Annotated in this window: 17 protein-coding genes; 16 read left to right on the top strand and 1 reads right to left on the bottom strand. The window is 43.8% G+C overall.

What is annotated here, in order from left to right; translation table 11 throughout:
• Positions 1-7: 7 nt before the first annotated feature.
• From ilvC to yihA, 11 genes are all read left to right on the top strand, one after another.
• The gene (gene ilvC, locus MKY50_RS14385; protein WP_003222549.1) at positions 8-1,036 is read left to right on the top strand and encodes a ketol-acid reductoisomerase; all 1,029 of its coding nucleotides are present in this window, start codon (positions 8-10) and stop codon (positions 1,034-1,036) included.
• Complete coding sequence (locus MKY50_RS14380; RefSeq protein WP_212058958.1) at positions 1,023-2,579, top strand: 2-isopropylmalate synthase; 1,557 nt, start codon at positions 1,023-1,025, stop codon at positions 2,577-2,579. Before ilvC ends, MKY50_RS14380 begins: the two co-directional genes overlap by 14 nt.
• Positions 2,580-2,599: 20 nt before the next feature.
• Complete coding sequence (gene leuB, locus MKY50_RS14375; protein ID WP_341116863.1) at positions 2,600-3,697, top strand: 3-isopropylmalate dehydrogenase; 1,098 nt, start codon at positions 2,600-2,602, stop codon at positions 3,695-3,697.
• 49 nt (positions 3,698-3,746) lie between these two features.
• Positions 3,747-5,165, top strand: coding sequence for a 3-isopropylmalate dehydratase large subunit (leuC, locus tag MKY50_RS14370; protein WP_003229604.1), 1,419 nt, complete (start codon positions 3,747-3,749; stop codon positions 5,163-5,165).
• A gap of 12 nt (positions 5,166-5,177) precedes the next feature.
• Entirely contained in the window at positions 5,178-5,777 is a 600-nt protein-coding gene (gene leuD / locus MKY50_RS14365; protein WP_029318194.1) for a 3-isopropylmalate dehydratase small subunit, read from the top strand.
• Positions 5,778-5,895: 118 nt separating this feature from the next.
• Positions 5,896-6,900 (top strand): DNA damage checkpoint antagonist DdcA, encoded by a 1,005-nt coding sequence (gene ddcA / locus MKY50_RS14360; RefSeq protein WP_015483530.1) that lies wholly within the window; start codon positions 5,896-5,898, stop codon positions 6,898-6,900.
• A gap of 227 nt (positions 6,901-7,127) precedes the next feature.
• Complete coding sequence (tig, locus tag MKY50_RS14355; protein ID WP_014480469.1) at positions 7,128-8,402, top strand: trigger factor; 1,275 nt, start codon at positions 7,128-7,130, stop codon at positions 8,400-8,402.
• A gap of 271 nt (positions 8,403-8,673) precedes the next feature.
• Positions 8,674-9,936 carry an ATP-dependent protease ATP-binding subunit ClpX gene (gene clpX, locus MKY50_RS14350; RefSeq protein ID WP_003229613.1) on the top strand — a complete coding sequence of 421 codons (1,263 nt, stop codon included), beginning with the start codon at positions 8,674-8,676 and terminating at the stop codon, positions 9,934-9,936.
• Positions 9,937-10,087: 151 nt separating this feature from the next.
• Positions 10,088-11,746 (top strand): ATP-dependent protease LonB, encoded by a 1,659-nt coding sequence (gene lonB / locus MKY50_RS14345; RefSeq protein ID WP_004398923.1) that lies wholly within the window; start codon positions 10,088-10,090, stop codon positions 11,744-11,746.
• A 180-nt stretch (positions 11,747-11,926) separates the two neighbouring features.
• Positions 11,927-14,251 (top strand): endopeptidase La, encoded by a 2,325-nt coding sequence (gene lon / locus MKY50_RS14340; RefSeq protein ID WP_003229618.1) that lies wholly within the window; start codon positions 11,927-11,929, stop codon positions 14,249-14,251.
• Complete coding sequence (gene yihA, locus MKY50_RS14335) at positions 14,248-14,835, top strand: ribosome biogenesis GTP-binding protein YihA/YsxC (RefSeq protein ID WP_003229621.1); 588 nt, start codon at positions 14,248-14,250, stop codon at positions 14,833-14,835. The genes lon and yihA overlap by 4 nt, the downstream gene beginning before the upstream one ends.
• Before the next feature lie 21 nt (positions 14,836-14,856).
• Here yihA and MKY50_RS14330 read toward each other — a convergent pair whose 3' ends face one another.
• The gene (locus MKY50_RS14330; protein WP_003229624.1) at positions 14,857-15,354 is read right to left on the bottom strand and encodes a hypothetical protein; all 498 of its coding nucleotides are present in this window, start codon (positions 15,352-15,354) and stop codon (positions 14,857-14,859) included.
• 229 nt (positions 15,355-15,583) lie between these two features.
• On the opposite strand from MKY50_RS14330, the gene hemA reads away from it, so the two are divergent.
• From hemA to hemB, 5 genes are read left to right on the top strand one after another with little or no spacing between them, the layout of a single operon-like run.
• Positions 15,584-16,951, top strand: a complete 1,368-nt coding sequence (hemA, locus tag MKY50_RS14325) for a glutamyl-tRNA reductase (protein WP_087614646.1) — start codon at positions 15,584-15,586, stop codon at positions 16,949-16,951.
• 7 nt (positions 16,952-16,958) lie between these two features.
• Complete coding sequence (locus MKY50_RS14320; RefSeq protein WP_003222575.1) at positions 16,959-17,789, top strand: cytochrome c biogenesis protein; 831 nt, start codon at positions 16,959-16,961, stop codon at positions 17,787-17,789.
• 32 nt (positions 17,790-17,821) lie between these two features.
• A complete protein-coding gene (hemC, locus tag MKY50_RS14315) occupies positions 17,822-18,766 on the top strand; it encodes a hydroxymethylbilane synthase (protein ID WP_080263035.1) in 945 nt (314 codons plus the stop codon).
• Positions 18,756-19,544: a uroporphyrinogen-III synthase gene (gene hemD, locus MKY50_RS14310; protein ID WP_024572901.1), complete on the top strand. Its 789-nt coding sequence runs from the start codon at positions 18,756-18,758 to the stop codon at positions 19,542-19,544. Before hemC ends, hemD begins: the two co-directional genes overlap by 11 nt.
• Positions 19,541-20,515 (top strand): porphobilinogen synthase, encoded by a 975-nt coding sequence (hemB, locus tag MKY50_RS14305; protein ID WP_003229631.1) that lies wholly within the window; start codon positions 19,541-19,543, stop codon positions 20,513-20,515. The genes hemD and hemB overlap by 4 nt, the downstream gene beginning before the upstream one ends.
• Positions 20,516-20,543: the final 28 nt, after the last annotated feature.

The following is a 20,543-nucleotide window of genomic DNA, read 5'->3' as shown; positions in this document are numbered from 1 at the left end:
GATTAAAATGGTAAAAGTATATTATAACGGTGATATCAAAGAGAACGTATTGGCTGGAAAAACAGTAGCGGTTATCGGGTACGGTTCGCAAGGCCACGCACATGCCCTGAACCTTAAAGAAAGCGGAGTAGACGTGATCGTCGGTGTTAGACAAGGAAAATCTTTCACTCAAGCCCAAGAAGACGGACATAAAGTATTTTCAGTAAAAGAAGCGGCAGCCCAAGCTGAAATCATCATGGTTCTGCTTCCGGATGAGCAGCAGCAAAAAGTATACGAAGCTGAAATCAAAGATGAATTGACAGCAGGAAAATCATTAGTATTCGCTCATGGATTTAACGTGCATTTCCATCAAATTGTTCCTCCGGCGGATGTAGATGTATTCTTAGTGGCCCCTAAAGGCCCGGGACACTTGGTAAGAAGAACATATGAGCAAGGAGCTGGCGTACCGGCATTGTTCGCAATCTATCAAGATGTGACTGGAGAAGCAAGAGACAAAGCCCTCGCTTATGCTAAAGGAATCGGCGGCGCAAGAGCGGGCGTATTAGAAACGACATTTAAAGAAGAAACAGAAACAGATTTGTTCGGTGAGCAAGCAGTTCTTTGCGGCGGATTAAGCGCGCTTGTCAAAGCCGGATTTGAAACATTAACTGAAGCAGGTTATCAGCCTGAACTTGCATACTTCGAGTGTCTTCATGAGCTGAAATTAATCGTAGACCTTATGTACGAAGAAGGACTTGCAGGAATGAGATATTCAATCTCTGACACAGCACAGTGGGGAGATTTCGTATCAGGTCCTCGCGTTGTGGACGCTAAAGTAAAAGAATCTATGAAAGAAGTATTAAAAGATATCCAAAACGGTACATTCGCAAAAGAGTGGATCGTCGAAAACCAAGTAAACCGTCCTCGTTTCAACGCTATCAATGCAAGCGAGAACGAACATCAAATCGAAGTAGTGGGAAGAAAGCTTCGTGAAATGATGCCGTTTGTGAAACAAGGCAAGAAGAAGGAAGCGGTGGTCTCCGTTGCGCAAAATTAATTTTTTCGATACGACGCTTCGTGATGGTGAACAGTCCCCTGGAGTGAACTTGAATACACAGGAGAAACTTGCCATAGCTAAGCAGCTCGAAAGACTCGGGGCAGATATCATTGAAGCGGGATTTCCCGCTTCGTCCCGAGGTGACTTTTTAGCTGTTCAGGAAATCGCAAGAACCATTAAAAATTGTTCAGTAACTGGTCTGGCCCGTTGTGTAAAAGGTGATATTGATGCTGCTTGGGAAGCGTTAAAAGAAGGTGCTCATCCGAGAATACATGTTTTTATCGCCACATCGGACATTCATTTGAAGCACAAGCTGAAAATGACACGTGAGCAAGTCATTGAAAGAGCGGTTGAAATGGTGAAATACGCAAAAGAACGTTTTCCGATTGTGCAATGGTCAGCTGAAGATGCCTGCCGCACTGAACTGCCGTTTCTAGCAGAAATCGTCGAGAAAGTGATTGACGCAGGCGCCAGTGTTATCAATCTTCCGGACACTGTCGGCTACCTGGCCCCGGCGGAATACGGAAATATCTTTAAATACATGAAAGAAAACGTTCCGAACATTCACAAAGCAAAGCTTTCAGCCCACTGTCATGATGATTTGGGAATGGCAGTCGCAAACTCTCTTGCTGCGATTGAAAATGGCGCTGATCAAATCGAATGCGCTGTGAACGGGATCGGTGAAAGAGCCGGAAACGCGGCATTAGAGGAAATTGCCGTAGCCCTCCATACCAGAAAAGATTTCTACCAAGTCGAAACAGGTATTACGCTGAACGAGATTAAGAGAACAAGTGATTTAGTAAGCAAACTGACAGGCATGGCTGTCCCGCGCAACAAAGCGGTTGTTGGAGATAATGCATTTGCTCATGAATCAGGCATCCATCAGGACGGCTTTTTAAAGGAAAAATCGACTTATGAAATTATTTCACCGGAGCTTGTCGGCGTAACCGCAGATGCGCTTGTCCTAGGTAAACATTCCGGACGTCACGCATTTAAAGAACGGCTGACTGCTTTAGGATTCCAATTTGACAGTGAAGAGATTAATAAATTCTTTACGTTGTTCAAAGAGTTGACTGAGAAGAAAAAAGAAATCACTGATGAGGATCTTGTTTCTCTTATTTTAGAAGAAAAAGTAACAGATCGCAAGATTGGTTATGAATTTCTTTCTCTGCAAGTACATTACGGAACAAGTCAGGTCCCTACGGCTACTCTTTCTTTGAAAAATCAAGAAAACGCACAGCTTATTCAGGAAGCTGCAACTGGAGCTGGAAGCGTGGAAGCAATCTACAATACGCTTGAGCGCTGCATCGATAAGGACGTGGAGCTCTTAGACTACCGCATTCAGTCTAATAGAAAAGGCGAAGATGCATTTGCCCAGGTGTATGTAAGAGTTTTGGTGAACGGAAAAGAATCAGCAGGGCGGGGCATAGCGCAAGACGTATTAGAAGCATCAGCGAAAGCCTATTTGAACGCAGTAAATCGTCAATTGGTTTTCCAGTCGAATATGAGCGGATTGAAAAACCATACAGCTGTCGGATCATAAAAGAAAGGAGAACGGTTAACTTGAAGAAACGTATTGCTCTATTGCCCGGAGACGGGATCGGCCCTGAAGTATTAGAATCAGCGACAGACGTACTGAAAAGTGTTGCCGAACGCTTTAACCATGAATTTGAATTTGAATATGGCCTGATTGGAGGGGCGGCTATTGATGAACATCATAACCCCCTCCCGGAGGAAACCGTTGTTGCTTGTAAAAATGCAGACGCGATATTGCTTGGCGCTGTCGGCGGACCGAAATGGGATCAAAATCCTTCGGAACTGAGACCGGAAAAAGGGCTGCTCAGCATCAGAAAACAGCTTGATTTGTTTGCGAATTTGCGGCCTGTGAAGGTATTTGAAAGCCTTTCTGACGCTTCGCCTTTGAAAAAAGAATATATAGATAATGTTGATTTCGTTATCGTTCGTGAGCTCACAGGCGGCTTGTATTTCGGCCAGCCGAGCAAACGTTATGTAAACACTGAAGGTGAGCAGGAAGCAGTAGATACACTGTTTTATAAGAGAACGGAAATTGAACGAGTGATCAGAGAGGGCTTCAAAATGGCGGCAGCCAGAAAAGGCAAAGTGACCTCTGTAGATAAAGCGAATGTTCTTGAATCAAGCCGGCTGTGGCGTGAAGTGGCTGAGGACGTTGCACAAGAGTTTCCTGATGTGAAGCTTGAGCACATGCTTGTGGATAACGCGGCTATGCAGCTAATTTATGCACCGAATCAATTTGATGTCGTGGTGACTGAAAATATGTTCGGTGATATTTTAAGCGATGAAGCGTCCATGCTTACAGGCTCGCTCGGAATGCTCCCGTCAGCCAGCCTATCAAGCTCTGGCCTTCATCTGTTTGAACCTGTTCATGGCTCCGCGCCTGATATTGCCGGTAAAGGGATGGCAAATCCGTTCGCAGCCATATTGTCAGCGGCAATGCTTTTGAGAACATCTTTCGGGCTTGAAGAGGAAGCGAAAGCTGTAGAAGATGCGGTAAACAAAGTCTTGGCTTCTGGAAAAAGAACAAGAGACTTGGCACGGAGTGAAGAGTTCAGCAGCACTCAGGCCATTACAGAGGAAGTTAAGGCAGCAATCATGAGTGAAAATAAAATTTCTAATGTGTGACAGCTTACGTTAAGCGGTCTTAGCTCTAGGTAGAGGGAGGAAATAAAAGATGATGCCTCGAACAATCATCGAAAAGATTTGGGATCAGCATATTGTAAAACATGGTGAGGGAAAGCCGGATCTTCTCTATATTGATTTGCACCTCATTCATGAGGTGACGTCTCCTCAGGCATTTGAAGGCTTGAGACAAAAGGGAAGAAAGGTCAGAAGACCCCAAAACACATTTGCGACAATGGACCACAACATCCCGACTGTCAATCGTTTTGAGATAAAGGATGAAGTTGCGAAACGCCAGGTAACGGCGCTTGAAAGAAACTGTGAGGAATTTGGCGTGCGCCTTGCCGATCTTCACAGCGTGGATCAAGGGATTGTCCATGTCGTCGGCCCTGAACTGGGCTTAACGCTTCCAGGGAAAACGATTGTGTGCGGTGACAGTCATACATCAACACATGGCGCTTTCGGCGCTCTTGCATTTGGAATCGGGACGAGTGAAGTCGAACATGTCCTTTCCACACAGACACTTTGGCAGCAGCGTCCAAAAACACTTGAAGTGCGCGTAGATGGAACGCTTCAAAAAGGGGTAACGGCAAAGGATGTCATCCTTGCTGTCATCGGCAAATACGGTGTGAAATTCGGCACAGGCTACGTCATTGAATACACTGGGGAAGTATTCAGAAATATGACGATGGATGAACGAATGACCGTTTGTAACATGTCAATTGAAGCAGGAGCAAGAGCAGGTTTGATTGCACCTGACGAGGTGACGTTTGAATATTGCAAAAATCGCAAGTACACGCCAAAAGGCGAAGAATTTGACAAGGCCGTAGAGGAATGGAAGGCGCTGCGCACAGACCCGGGCGCTGTTTACGATAAATCTATCGTCCTTGACGGCAACAAAATTTCCCCTATGGTGACATGGGGCATTAACCCGGGAATGGTTCTTCCTGTCGATTCTGAAGTTCCTGCGCCGGAAAGCTTTTCTGCAGAAGATGATAAAAAAGAAGCGATTCGCGCTTATGAATATATGGGACTGACTCCTCATCAGAAAATTGAAGACATTAAAGTGGAGCACGTATTTATCGGTTCCTGCACAAATTCCCGCATGACTGACCTTCGACAGGCTGCTGACATGATCAAAGGGAAGAAGGTAGCTGACAGCGTAAGGGCCATCGTCGTGCCCGGATCCCAAAGCGTGAAGCTTCAGGCTGAAAAAGAAGGGCTTGACCAGATTTTCTTGGAAGCTGGATTTGAATGGAGAGAGTCAGGCTGCAGCATGTGTTTGAGTATGAATAATGATGTTGTTCCTGAGGGAGAGCGCTGTGCATCAACCTCTAACCGCAACTTCGAGGGCAGACAAGGAAAAGGTGCAAGAACACATCTCGTCAGCCCGGCAATGGCTGCGATGGCTGCCATTCACGGACACTTCGTTGATGTCAGAAAGTTTTATCAGGAAAAAACAGTTGTGTAAGGAGTGCGCGAGATGGAACCTTTGAAATCACATACGGGGAAAGCAGCCGTATTAAATCGGATCAATGTGGATACAGACCAGATTATTCCTAAGCAATTTTTGAAGAGGATTGAAAGAACAGGCTACGGGCGTTTTGCATTCTTTGACTGGAGATATGATGCGAATGGTGAACCGAACCCTGAATTTGAATTAAACCAGCCTGTTTATCAAGGAGCTTCCATTTTAATAGCAGGAGAAAACTTCGGCTGCGGGTCATCGCGTGAACACGCTCCGTGGGCACTTGATGATTATGGGTTTAAAATTATCATTGCGCCGTCATTTGCTGATATTTTCCATCAGAACTGCTTTAAAAACGGCATGCTTCCGATCCGCATGCCATATGACAATTGGAAACAGCTTGTCGGCCAGTATGAAAACAAGTCATTGGAAATGACTGTTGACCTTGAAAAGCAGCTGATTCATGACAGTGAAGGCAATCAAATTTCATTTGAAGTTGATCCGCATTGGAAAGAGATGCTGATTAACGGATATGATGAAATTTCCTTAACGCTGCTGCTGGAGGATGACATTAAGCAATTTGAATCACAAAGAAGCTCTTGGCTTCAAGCCTGAAAAAGCGGCCGGTATTTGTCCGGCGGCTTTTTTTGCCTGATGAAACCTTTCATTTCTTGTGTTTGTTCACAGGTGTTGATACACTTGAACAAAATAAATGCCTGAAAGGAATATAGGTATGACGCATGACAAGAAGAACGCAAAAATTATTCCTTTTCCTCATCTGAAAGACCGCCTTGTGGAAAAAGGGATGTCATCACTAAAGGAAAAAAAGTATCAAGAAGCGCTTGAACTGTTTTCAGAAGCGATGAAATATGATGATACTGAATCCGATCTTCACTTAGGGATGGCCATCTGCTTTTTAGAGCTGGGCGAGCTGGAAGAGGCAAAAAGCGTGTGCGAGAAGATGCTCAAAGAAGGTTATGGCCATTATTTTACGGTTTTGCAGGTGTACATGACCATCTTAATTCAGCTCAAAAAATACGAGGAAGTCAAAAGCACCATTGAAGCCGTTTTGGAAGAAAATCAGCTGCCGGCAGAAAGCGCCGAGCAATTTTATAAGCTGCTGGATTTCAGCCGGAAAATGACCGATCCGGATCGTGAGGACGAGGCTTGGGCCGAAGAATATGAGGATACAATTGACACCGAGAAAGTGCTGGCAAGCCCCGAGGAGCAAATGAATCTCATTCATTCCTTAAAAGACCGTAACGTAGCAAAGTATACAGGATTGCTCAAAACAATCCTCCAAGACCCCTCAGCCCACCCGATTATCAAAACGATGATTGTCATGCTGTTGGCTGAGCATGAGTACAGTAAACCTGTGCACATTAGCAAATTTGGCGAGTCGTTGACAATTGAACCATCTGAGATTGTTCCGCCTGATGCCGCCCCGATTCTGCACCGTGTTCTCAGGGTGCTGGATGAGACACTTGGAAATGAAAATCCAACCTTATATGCGGCAGTAGAAGAATTGTGGAGAAGACATTTATACGTTTTATATCCGTTCCAGCCGAAATTGCTGTCGGCTGACCTTTGGGCGGCTGCCCTGCATAAAGTCGGTTACGAGATGCACGGAATTGAAATTGAAAGCGAAGAACTTCATATGATGTATGAATTTACCGACAGAGAACTCGATGAAGCTTGCACAATGTTAAAAGATATTGAAGAAATTTCTTATTTGTAAATCGCGCCATATAGTTGAAAGCGCTATGTGTTATGTTATAATATAGTGGTTGTATTTGTGTATAACGGGTTATAAGAAATACGGTTGGACAGGCTTTGCAGTTCATTATTAACATCTATACATAATGATTCTGATCTTTGGCAGCTTTGTTTTTGTTGGACGAAGCCGTATGATTGCTTTAGAATGGAAGACCGACACAACCTGAATAGATTTTTGGAGGGAAACACATGTCTGTAAAATGGGAAAAACAAGAAGGTAACGAAGGCGTTTTAACGGTTGAAGTTGATGCTGAAACGTTTAAAACAGCACTTGATGATGCATTTAAAAAAGTAGTAAAACAAGTTTCAATTCCTGGATTCCGTAAAGGTAAAATTCCTCGCGGATTATTCGAACAGCGCTTTGGCGTAGAAGCTCTTTACCAAGATGCTTTGGATATTCTTCTTCCTGTAGAATACCCTAAAGCGGTTGAAGAAGCTGGAATCGAGCCTGTAGACCGTCCTGAAATCGATGTTGAAAAAATCGAAAAAGGCGAAAGCTTAATCTTCACTGCGAAAGTAACAGTAAAACCTGAAGTGAAGCTTGGCGACTACAAAGGCTTAGGCATTGAAAAAGACGACACAACTGTAACTGACGAAGATGTTCAAAACGAACTAAAAGCGCTTCAAGAGCGTCAAGCTGAGCTTGTTGTAAAAGAAGAAGGCGCTGTTGAAGAAGGAAACACAGTTGTTCTTGATTTCGAAGGATTCGTTGACGGCGAAGCATTCGAAGGCGGAAAAGCTGAAAACTACTCTCTAGAAGTAGGTTCTGGTTCATTCATCCCTGGCTTCGAAGATCAATTAGTTGGCCTTGAAGCAGGTGCTGAGAAGGATGTTGAAGTGACATTCCCTGAGGAGTACCACGCTGAAGATCTTGCAGGCAAACCAGCTGTGTTCAAAGTGAAAATTCACGAAATCAAAGCGAAAGAGCTTCCTGAGCTTGACGATGAATTCGCAAAAGATATCGATGAAGAAGTGGAAACACTCGCTGAATTAACTGAAAAAACTAAGAAACGTTTAGAAGAAGCAAAAGAAAACGAAGCTGACGCTAAATTGCGTGAAGAGCTTGTTCTGAAAGCTTCTGAAAATGCTGAAATCGATGTGCCTCAAGCAATGGTCGATACTGAGCTTGACCGCATGCTGAAAGAATTCGAACAGCGTCTGCAAATGCAAGGCATGAACCTTGAGCTTTACACTCAATTCTCAGGCCAAGATGAAGCTGCGTTAAAAGAGCAAATGAAAGAAGATGCTGAAAAACGCGTAAAATCTAACCTGACTCTTGAGGCGATTGCGAAAGCGGAAAACCTTGAAGTATCAGATGAGGAAGTTGATGCTGAGCTTACTAAAATGGCTGAAGCATACAACATGCCTGTTGAAAATATTAAACAAGCCATCGGTTCTACTGACGCGATGAAAGAAGATTTAAAAGTTCGCAAAGCAATTGATTTTCTTGTAGAAAACCGTTAATATGGTGCATAATAATAGTACTAATAAAACAGGGCGCGAATCATTCGTGCCTTGTTTTGTACAATTATGAGTTATCTCTTTTTCTTGGGGCAATATAGTTAATGCAGGGCTGTTTTTTGTCATACATATAGAATGTGCAAGTCAGAAACACATTGTTACCGTCTTTTTGGAAAGTATGGTAAAATGCAATACATACTCGTTCGTTTCAAGAATCATTTTCTTTTGCTCTGCCGGTAAAAGAAAAAGTGAGACAAGATTAAGGGGTGAAAGAATGTTTAAATTTAACGAGGAAAAAGGACAATTAAAATGCTCGTTCTGTGGAAAAACACAAGATCAGGTTCGTAAGCTTGTAGCTGGACCTGGTGTATATATATGTGACGAATGTATCGAACTCTGCACTGAAATTGTAGAGGAAGAACTCGGAACAGAAGAAGAAGTAGAATTTAAAGACGTACCAAAGCCTCAGGAAATTCGCGAAATTTTGAATGAATATGTCATCGGCCAAGATCAAGCGAAGAAATCACTTGCTGTTGCTGTGTATAACCACTATAAGCGCATTAACTCTAACAGCAAAGTTGATGATGTTGAGCTCTCAAAAAGTAATATTTCATTAATCGGCCCTACGGGAAGCGGTAAAACCCTTCTGGCGCAAACATTGGCTCGCATTTTAAATGTGCCGTTTGCGATTGCGGACGCTACATCTTTGACTGAAGCTGGATACGTGGGTGAAGATGTAGAGAATATTCTCTTGAAGCTCATCCAAGCTGCTGATTATGATGTGGAAAAAGCCGAAAAAGGCATTATCTATATTGATGAAATCGATAAAGTGGCTAGAAAATCTGAAAACCCGTCTATCACACGTGATGTGTCAGGTGAGGGTGTACAGCAGGCATTGCTTAAAATTCTTGAGGGTACAGTGGCAAGCGTACCGCCTCAAGGTGGACGTAAGCATCCTCATCAAGAATTCATTCAAATTGACACAACAAATATTTTGTTCATTTGCGGCGGAGCTTTCGATGGTATCGAACAAATAATCAAACGCCGTTTAGGCCAAAAAGTGATTGGATTCGGTGCCGACAATAAAGCTGCTGATCTTGAGAAAGAAGATCTTCTTTCAAAAGTGCTTCCTGAAGATTTGCTCCGTTTCGGGTTAATTCCTGAATTTATCGGACGTCTTCCGGTTATTGCAAGCCTTGAAAAGCTTGACGAAGAAGCATTGGTTGCGATCTTAACAAAACCGAAAAACGCTCTAGTTAAGCAATTCAAGAAAATGCTTGAGCTTGACAACGTTGAGCTTGAGTTTGAAGAAGAAGCGCTTTCTGAAATTGCTAAAAAAGCAATTGAACGCAAGACTGGAGCACGCGGACTCCGTTCCATCATTGAAGGCATCATGCTTGATGTGATGTTTGAGCTGCCTTCTCGTGATGACATTGAAAAATGTGTAATCACCGGGGCAACTGTGACACACGGAGAGCCTCCTCGCCTCTTATTAAAAGACGGCACTGAGGTAAGCCAAGATAAAACATCTGCATAAAGATAAGCACAAACCTCCTGAGTGGTAACACTCAGGAGGTTTTTTTGCATGCAACTCTTCCGGAAAAACGTTTATTCCCGTCTTCTATGGGAGATACTAGCAATCAGAGGAATGAATTGGATACATAAATTGTTTTTCAGGAGGGACCACCATGAGTTGGACAGGGATCGCGTTATTTATTCAGCTGTTTTTTGGGATCATCATCGGTTTGTATTTTTGGAATTTGCTTAAAAATCAAAGGACACAAAAGGTCACGATAGATAAAGAATCAAAGAAGGAAATGGAGCAGCTTCGGAAAATGCGCGCTATCAGCTTGTCCGAGCCATTATCTGAGAAGGTCCGCCCCAAAAGCTTTAAAGATATCGTCGGACAGGAAGACGGCATTAAAGCATTAAAGGCGGCTTTATGCGGGCCAAATCCTCAGCATGTGATTGTCTATGGGCCACCGGGAGTTGGGAAAACGGCTGCTGCGCGGCTTGTGTTGGAAGAAGCAAAAAAACATAAACAATCACCGTTTAAAGAGCAGGCTGTCTTTGTGGAACTCGATGCGACAACAGCCCGTTTTGATGAAAGAGGAATTGCCGATCCGCTCATCGGCTCTGTCCATGACCCGATATACCAAGGGGCCGGAGCGATGGGACAGGCTGGGATTCCGCAGCCGAAGCAGGGAGCTGTCACCCATGCCCATGGCGGTGTGCTGTTTATTGATGAAATAGGGGAGCTGCATCCTATTCAAATGAATAAAATGCTGAAGGTGCTTGAGGACAGAAAAGTCTTTTTAGATAGTGCGTATTACAGTGAGGAAAATACACAAATTCCGAATCATATTCATGATATTTTTCAAAATGGGCTGCCGGCTGATTTTCGCTTGATTGGCGCGACCACGAGAATGCCAAACGAAATTCCGCCAGCTATCCGGTCCCGCTGTTTGGAGGTTTTTTTCCGCGAGCTTGAAAAGGACGAGTTGAAAACGGTTGCCAAAACAGCAGCGGATAAAATTGAAAAAAATATCTCCGAAGAAGGACTGGATCTTTTGACCAGCTACACGCGGAACGGGCGGGAAGCCGTCAATATGATTCAAATCGCAGCGGGGATGGCTGTAACGGAGAATCGAAAGGACATTACGATTGAGGATATTGAATGGGTCATTCACTCCAGTCAGCTTACTCCAAAGCACGAGCAAAAAATCGGTGTTGAACCACAGGTTGGCATTGTAAATGGGCTTGCAGTCTATGGGCCTAACAGCGGATCGCTTCTGGAAATCGAAGTAAGTGTAACCGCGGCTCAAGATAAAGGATCAATTAACATCACAGGAATAGCTGAAGAAGAAAGCATCGGCAGCCAATCAAAATCGATCAGGCGAAAAAGCATGGCGAAGGGTTCGGTTGAAAATGTATTAACCGTGCTCCGGACAATGGGAATGAAGCCTTCTGATTATGATATTCACATCAATTTCCCAGGAGGGATTCCGATTGATGGGCCGTCAGCAGGCATTGCGATGGCGGCGGGGATTTTCTCGGCGATACACAAAATTCCTATTGACAATACCGTTGCGATGACGGGCGAAATCAGCCTGAACGGTCTTGTGAAACCCATCGGAGGCGTCATTCCGAAAATAAAAGCGGCCAAGCAGTCCGGTGCGAAAAAGGTGATTATCCCATATGAAAATCAGCAGGCCATCTTAAAGCAGATTGACGGGATCGAGATTATTGCAGTGAAGACGTTCCAAGAAGTGCTTGATGAAATTTTGGTGAATCCGCCAACGGAACAAAAACCGTTTCATATCGAAATCAATAAAGAATCCGTTTAAACCCTATTTTGATAATAGGGTTTTTTTCATGAAGGACATCTTTTCCTTTTTCATATCAGAAAGAAAGGGTATACTACGAGGAGACTGTTTTATAGAAAATGGAACCATGCCGTTTATTGTACAAGGATGAAAAAGTTGTATTATAATGGTTCATACTAAAGTCACGGAGGTGTCAGTCACATGGCAGAAGAATTAAAACGCAGCATCCCGCTCCTCCCTTTAAGAGGTTTATTAGTGTACCCGACGATGGTTTTGCATTTAGATGTAGGACGTGACAAGTCGGTTCAGGCTCTTGAACAGGCAATGATGCATGATCATATGATATTTTTAGCCACTCAGCAGGATATTTCGATAGACGAACCTGGTGAAGACGAGATTTTCACTGTCGGCACCTATACAAAAATTAAGCAAATGCTGAAGCTTCCGAACGGTACGATTCGTGTGTTGGTGGAGGGCCTCAAGCGCGCCCATATCGTCAAATACAATGAACATGAGGATTACACGTCGGTTGACATTCAACTTATTCATGAAGATGATTCAAAAGATACAGAAGACGAAGCATTGATGCGGACTTTGCTAGACCACTTTGATCAGTACATAAAAATTTCTAAAAAAATCTCGGCCGAAACGTACGCTGCGGTTACTGATATCGAAGAGCCGGGGAGAATGGCAGACATCGTTGCTTCTCATCTGCCCCTTAAACTAAAGGATAAGCAGGATATTTTAGAAACGGCTGATGTCAAAGACAGGCTGAACAAGGTCATTGATTTTATTAATAATGAAAAAGAAGTGCTGGAGATTGAGAAAAAAATCGGCCAGCGCGTCAAACGTTCGATGGAGCGTACGCAGAAGGAATACTACTTGCGTGAACAAATGAAGGCGATCCAAAAAGAGCTTGGCGATAAAGAAGGCAAAACTGGCGAAGTTCAGACGCTGACGGAAAAAATCGAAGAAGCAGGCATGCCTGATCATGTGAAGGAAACAGCGCTTAAAGAATTGAACAGATATGAAAAAATTCCGTCAAGTTCTGCGGAAAGCTCTGTGATCCGCAACTATATCGACTGGCTGGTTGCTCTTCCGTGGACGGATGAAACAGATGATAAGCTTGATTTGAAAGAAGCAGGACGTCTCTTGGACGAAGAGCACCACGGGCTTGAAAAAGTAAAAGAACGTATTTTAGAATATTTGGCTGTCCAGAAGCTGACCAAATCCCTGAAAGGCCCGATTCTCTGTTTGGCAGGACCTCCAGGTGTCGGAAAAACGTCTTTAGCCAAATCAATTGCAAAAAGCTTGGGACGCAAATTCGTCAGAATCTCACTCGGAGGAGTTCGGGACGAATCAGAGATACGCGGACACAGACGGACCTATGTCGGAGCAATGCCTGGACGTATTATTCAAGGGATGAAAAAAGCGGGCAAGCTGAATCCGGTCTTCTTATTAGACGAAATTGACAAAATGTCATCTGATTTTAGAGGAGACCCATCATCCGCTATGCTTGAAGTGCTTGATCCAGAGCAAAACAGCAGCTTCAGTGATCACTATATTGAAGAAACCTTTGATTTATCCAAAGTGCTGTTTATCGCAACGGCGAACAATTTGGCCACAATTCCGGGTCCGCTCAGAGACAGAATGGAAATTATTAATATCGCAGGCTACACAGAAATAGAAAAACTTGAAATCGTAAAGGATCACTTGCTTCCAAAGCAAATCAAAGAACACGGGCTGAAGAAAAGCAACCTGCAGCTGCGTGATCAGGCGATTCTTGATATTATCCGCTACTATACGAGAGAAGCTGGTGTGAGAAGCCTTGAACGCCAGCTTGCCGCGATTTGCCGTAAAGCTGCAAAAGCCATTGTTGCTGAAGAGCGAAAACGGATTACGGTTACTGAGAAGAACCTTCAAGACTTTATCGGAAAACGCATTTTCAGATATGGACAAGCTGAAACAGAGGATCAGGTTGGTGTAGTGACAGGGCTTGCTTATACAACCGTTGGCGGAGATACGCTGTCGATTGAAGTATCGCTTTCTCCGGGGAAAGGGAAATTAATCCTGACAGGAAAGCTCGGAGATGTTATGAGAGAGTCAGCTCAAGCTGCATTCAGCTATGTGCGATCCAAAACAGAAGAACTTGGCATTGAACCTGACTTTCATGAGAAGTATGATATTCATATACATGTACCAGAGGGTGCGGTGCCAAAAGATGGTCCGTCAGCCGGTATTACGATGGCAACAGCGCTTGTTTCTGCTTTAACGGGACGGGCGGTTTCGCGTGAAGTCGGCATGACTGGGGAAATCACGCTTCGCGGGCGCGTGCTGCCGATCGGCGGCTTAAAGGAAAAAGCGCTTGGCGCACATAGAGCGGGATTAACGACCATTATTGCGCCTAAAGATAATGAAAAAGATATAGAGGATATTCCGGAAAGCGTCAGGGAGGGGCTGACATTTATATTGGCGTCCCACTTAGACGAGGTTTTGGAACATGCCTTAGTAGGAGAGAAGAAATGAAAGTCACAAAGTCAGAAATCGTGATCAGTGCAGTAAAACCGGAACAGTACCCTGAAGGGGGGCTTCCAGAAATCGCATTGGCCGGAAGATCGAACGTGGGAAAATCGTCTTTTATCAATTCATTAATCAATCGCAAAAATCTTGCGAGAACGTCATCAAAGCCGGGAAAAACACAAACGCTTAATTTCTACATTATCAATGATGAGTTGCATTTTGTGGATGTGCCGGGCTACGGTTTTGCCAAAGTGTCAAAGTCTGAGCGTGAAGCATGGGGGAGAATGATTGAAACCTATATCACGACACGCGAGGAATTAAAAGCTGTGGTGCAGATCGTTGATTTGCGGCATGCGCCATCTAATGATGATGTACAGATGTATGAATTCTTAAAGTATTACGGCATTCCTGTTATTGTTATCGCTACAAAGGCGGATAAGATCCCGAAAGGCAAATGGGACAAACACGCAAAGGTTGTCCGACAAACATTAAATATTGATCCGGAAGACGAGCTTATTCTCTTTTCCTCAGAAACGAAAAAGGGAAAAGACGAAGCTTGGGGAGCGATCAAAAAAATGATAAACCGGTAGAGGATCCTCTACCGGTTTTATTTATCGTATAGATTTTTTTCGTTTTATCAATAATAACAATAAACTGATTCCAATAAAGACAAACGGCCAATACTCCTTCAGAAGCGCTGTTGGAATATGCGCAGACTCAAGCCATGCCATAATTTGTTTGAAAAAGTACAAAAACAGGGAAAAACAAATCATCGACACAGCCTCATATACATATTCTTTTTTTTGAACGGTTGAAACGAGAAGTGAGAAGCCGATCATAAAGAGGAGCATTTCAAAATCATCCGGCCACCATACCCATTTCGGCTTGGCAAAAAAGTGTAAGCCGATCCCGAAGAGAAGCAAACCAATAAAAAAATGGGGTGTAACGGCTTCTTTTTTTCCTTGATATACAAAGGCTGCGCCTAACAGCATGAGGAGAACAGGCCATTGATCCTGCCCTGAAAACAGTTCGGCTTGACCGCTTTCTAGCCATGCATATACAGAAGCGGCAAGCAGCAGACAAGGGAATAAAATTGATTTTTGTTTCATGCATATCACCTTCTTGTTTTTTAGAGCTGATGTGTAGTAAATTTCTGCTGTTTTTGGTATTGTCAATAGGAATGCTTCTTTTCCCTGAAGCTTTTTCTAATATAGCATAAGAATTTTAAAATCTGTTCACATTTTGTGAAAGAAACTATGTTATAATTATTATAAATAATGAGTTCTATGTTAGAATGATTATAAATTAAGATTGGGTGTTGGGGGTGTAATTAGAGCGATGCATATACTTGTTGTGGGAGTAGATTATAAATCCGCCCCTATTGAGATACGTGAAAAAGTAAGTTTTCAGCCGAATGAGCTGGCAGAAGCAATGATGCAGCTGAAAGAAGAGAAAAGCATTCTTGAAAACATCATTGTCTCAACCTGCAACCGCACTGAAATTTATGCGGTAGTCGACCAGCTCCATACCGGCCGTTATTATATAAAAAAGTTTTTAGCTGATTGGTTTCAATTAAGCAAAGAAGAGCTGTCACCGTTCTTAACGTTTTATGAGAGCGATGCCGCTGTTGAGCATTTATTCCGTGTAGCCTGCGGACTTGATTCTATGGTGATTGGCGAAACGCAGATTCTCGGACAGGTACGCGACAGCTTTAAAACAGCTCAGCAAGAAAAAACGATCGGGACTATTTTTAATGAGCTGTTTAAGCAGGCAGTTACAGTGGGCAAACGGACTCACGCCGAAACAGACATTGGCTCAAATGCGGTGTCAGTAAGCTATGCTGCAGTTGAACTTGCCAAAAAAATCTTCGGAAATCTTTCAAGCAAGCACATATTGATTCTCGGTGCGGGAAAAATGGGCGAGCTTGCTGCGGAAAACCTGCACGGACAGGGAATCGGCAAGGTCACTGTCATTAACCGAACATACTTGAAAGCGAAGGAGCTTGCAGACCGTTTTTCAGGTGAAGCGAGAAGCTTGAATCAGCTTGAAAGCGCGCTTGCGGAGGCTGATATTTTAATCAGTTCAACCGGTGCAAGTGAATTTGTCGTGTCCAAAGAGATGATGGAAAACGCGAATAAGCTTCGCAAGGGACGTCCGCTGTTTATGGTCGACATTGCCGTGCCTAGAGATCTTGATCCGGCGCTGAATGATCTTGAAGGTGTTTTTCTTTATGATATCGACGATCTGGAAGGCATTGTAGAAGCGAACATGAAAGAGCGGAGAGAAACAGCTGAAAAAGTTGAACTGTTAATTGAAGAAACCATTGTGGAATTTAAACAATGGATGAATACACTTGGTGTTGTGCCTGTTATTTCTGCATTGCGCGAAAAGGCGCTTGCCATCCAGTCAGAAACGATGGACAGCATTGAGCGTAAGCTGCCTCACTTAAGCACAAGAGAGAAAAAACTGTTGAACAAACACACCAAAAGTATTATTAACCAAATGCTTCGTGATCCGATTTTAAAGGTGAAAGAGCTTGCGGCAGATGCTGATTCTGAAGAAAAGCTCGCGTTGTTTATGCAGATTTTTGATATTGAAGAAGCTGCGGGCCGTCAAATGATGAAAACCGTTGAAAGCAGCCAGAAGGTCCACTCTTTTAAGAAGGCTGAATCAAAAGCGGGCTTTAGCCCACTTGTAAGTGAGTGAAAGCTGAATGATTGATACTGCAATGGCAAGACTTAATGAGGGGACAATCGTCATTTACGCGTTAAGTGTACTCTTTTATTTTATAGATTTTCTTCAACACAACCGGAAGGCTGGAAAAATGGCCTTCTGGTTGCTTTCTATTGTCTGGACTCTGCAAACCGTGTATTTGGCCTATTTTATGTGGGTGACGGGGCGGTTTCCGGTATTAAATGTGACAGAGGCACTTTATTTTTATGCCTGGGTGCTTGTCACGCTGTCACTTGTACTGACAAAGCTTTTACGTGTTGACTTTATCGTGTTTTTTACAAATGTTATAGGATTTTCTATGATCGCCATTCACACATTTTCACCGACAGAGCAGCAGTCAGCTGCTTTTTCCGGGCAGCTTGTATCCGAGCTTTTGGTGATTCATATTACAATGGCGATTCTTTCATACGGCGCTTTTTCCCTTTCTTTCGTTTTTTCTGTGCTATATATGTTTCAATATCATCTGCTGAAAAAGAAAAAGTGGGGAAAATGGCTGTTGAGAATAGAAGATTTATCTAAGCTTGATTATATGGCGTATGTTTTAAATGTCATTGGGGTTCCGATGCTGCTGCTGAGTTTGATTCTCGGCGTCATTTGGGCGTATGTCTCACTAGAAACGCTGTATTGGTTTGACGCCAAAGTGCTTGGTTCGTTTGTCGTCCTGCTGCTGTACAGCTATTATCTTTATATCAGGCTGATTAAGGAGCTGCAAGGAAAGGTCGCTGCACTGTGGAATACGGCTTGTTTTCTGGTGCTGATGATCAATTATTTCCTGCTTGGAAGCCTGTCGCAATTCCATTGGTTCAGTTAAACGATGTCCCAAGCAGATTCGGGAGGAAAGAAATGATGAGAACGATTAAAGTAGGTTCCAGACGGAGCAAACTCGCTATGACTCAAACAAAATGGGTTATTCAAAAACTGAAGGAAATCAATCCTTCGTTTGCTTTTGAAATTAAAGAGATCGTGACAAAGGGCGACCGGATTGTCGATGTTACACTCTCAAAAGTGGGTGGAAAAGGGCTTTTTGTCAAAGAAATTGAACAGGCGCTTTTAAACGAAGAGATTGATATGGCAGTGCACAGCATGAAGGACATGCCTGCTGTTTTGCCTGAAGGCCTTGTGATCGGCTGTATTCCTGAACGGGAGGACCCGCGTGATGCCCTTATTTCAAAGAATCGCGTAAAGCTTTCAGAAATGAAGGAAGGTGCTGTCGTTGGCACAAGCAGTTTAAGAAGAAGCGCGCAGCTTTTGATTGAGCGCCCTGACCTTACAATTAAATGGATTAGAGGTAATATAGATACAAGACTTCAAAAGCTGGAAACAGAGGATTATGACGCAATTATTTTAGCGGCTGCCGGCCTTTCCAGAATGGGTTGGAAGCAAGATGTCGTAACCGAATTCCTTGAGCCTGAGCGCTGTTTGCCTGCTGTGGGGCAGGGAGCACTGGCGATTGAGTGCCGAGAATCGGATGAAGAGCTGTTGGCGTTGTTTTCTCAGTTTACAGATGAATATACAAAACGGACTGTCTTAGCAGAACGTGCTTTTTTAAACGCGATGGAGGGCGGCTGCCAGGTTCCGATCGCGGGCTACTCCGTGTTAAATGGACAGGATGAAATTGAAATGACAGGTCTTGTCGCTTCACCTGACGGCAAAATCATTTTTAAAGAAACCGTCACCGGAAACGATCCGGAGGAAGTAGGAAAGCGCTGTGCCGCTCTTATGGCTGACAAAGGAGCAAAAGATTTAATTGATCGTGTAAAACGGGAGCTTGATGAGGATGGAAAATGATTTTCCGTTGAAAGGAAAAACAGTGCTTGTCACCCGGAATAAGGCACAAGCAACATCATTTCAGCAAAAAGTGGAGGCGCTTGGCGGTAAAGCGGTTTTAACCTCTTTGATTACGTTTCGCCGCGCTTTGCCGAATGATGTTGCGGAACAGGTAAGGGAGGATCTAACCGCGCCAGGCTGGCTTGTTTTTACAAGTGTGAACGGGGCAGACTTCTTTTTTTCTTATCTGAAGGAAAATCAGCTTATTCTCCCTGCGCATAAAAAAATTGCAGCCGTCGGTGAAAAAACCGCCCGCCGTTTAAAAACGCATAACGTATCGGTTGATGTGATGCCACAGGAGTATATTGCTGAACAATTGGCTGACGCTCTTAAGCAGCATGCTGAACCGGGGGAGCCCATTACCGTGATGAAAGGGAATTTGTCACGTGATGTGATAAAACAAGAGCTTGTCCCGCTCGGTTTTGAAGTAAAGGAATGGGTTCTCTACGAAACGATTCCGGATGAAGAAGGCATTGAGGCACTGAAAGACGCTGCGGGTCAATATTCCTTTGACTATGTAACATTTACGAGTTCATCAACCGTACATACGTTTATGCATGTCTTGGGAGAAGAATTAAAAAAGTGGAAGGCGAATGGGACGGCCTGTATCAGCATTGGGCCTTTAACAAATGATGCCCTTCTGACATACGGCATCACATCGCATATGCCTGATACATTTACAATAGATGGCATGCTTGAGCTAATGTGCAGCATGTCAAGAGAGGAAGAGAGAATATGAGTCAATCATTTAATAGACACCGCCGCCTGCGGACATCAAAAGCAATGAGAGAAATGGTAAAGGAAACACGTTTGCACCCATCAGATTTTATTTATCCGATTTTTGTCGTTGAAGGTCTGGAAGGCAAAAAAGCTGTTCCGTCAATGCCTGATGTTCACCATGTATCATTAGATTTATTGAAGGATGAAGTAGCGGAGCTGGTCAAACTGGGCATTCAATCTGTTATCGTGTTCGGCATCCCGGAAGAAAAAGATGATTGCGGAACACAAGCGTACCATGATCACGGAATTGTCCAAAAAGCCATCACAGAAATTAAAGAACACTTCCCTGAAATGGTTGTTGTCGCTGACACGTGCCTGTGCGAATATACAGACCACGGCCATTGCGGACTTGTCAAAGACGGGGTCATCCTCAATGATGAATCGCTGGAGCTTTTGGCGCAGACAGCTGTCAGCCAAGCGAAAGCAGGTGCGGATATCATTGCGCCATCAAACATGATGGACGGATTTGTTACAGTGATCAGAGAAGCACTTGATAAAGAAGGATTCGTCAATATTCCCATCATGTCTTACGCTGTTAAATATTCAAGTGAGTTTTACGGTCCGTTCCGTGATGCAGCAAACAGCACACCGCAATTCGGAGACCGCAAAACATATCAGATGGACCCTGCCAACCGTATGGAGGCACTCCGCGAAGCACAATCAGATGTCGAAGAAGGCGCAGACTTTTTGATTGTCAAACCTTCGCTTTCTTATATGGATATCATGCGTGACGTAAAAAATGAGTTTACTTTGCCGCTCGTCGCTTATAATGTAAGCGGAGAGTATTCAATGGTGAAGGCTGCAGCGCAGAACGGCTGGATCAAAGAAAAAGAAATTGTGTTGGAAATTTTGACAAGCATGAAGCGCGCGGGTGCCGACCTGATTATTACGTATCATGCGAAAGACGCAGCGAAATGGCTTGCGGAGTAATTTTATTCAGTTGACAGGAGTTGAGGCA

The organism is Bacillus sp. FSL R7-0685 (assembly GCF_038002425.1).
Classification (GTDB): Bacteria; Bacillota; Bacilli; order Bacillales; family Bacillaceae; genus Bacillus; species Bacillus subtilis.
Note: the sequence above shows the minus strand (reverse complement) of the source record. Positions and strands in the feature narration are given on the sequence as shown.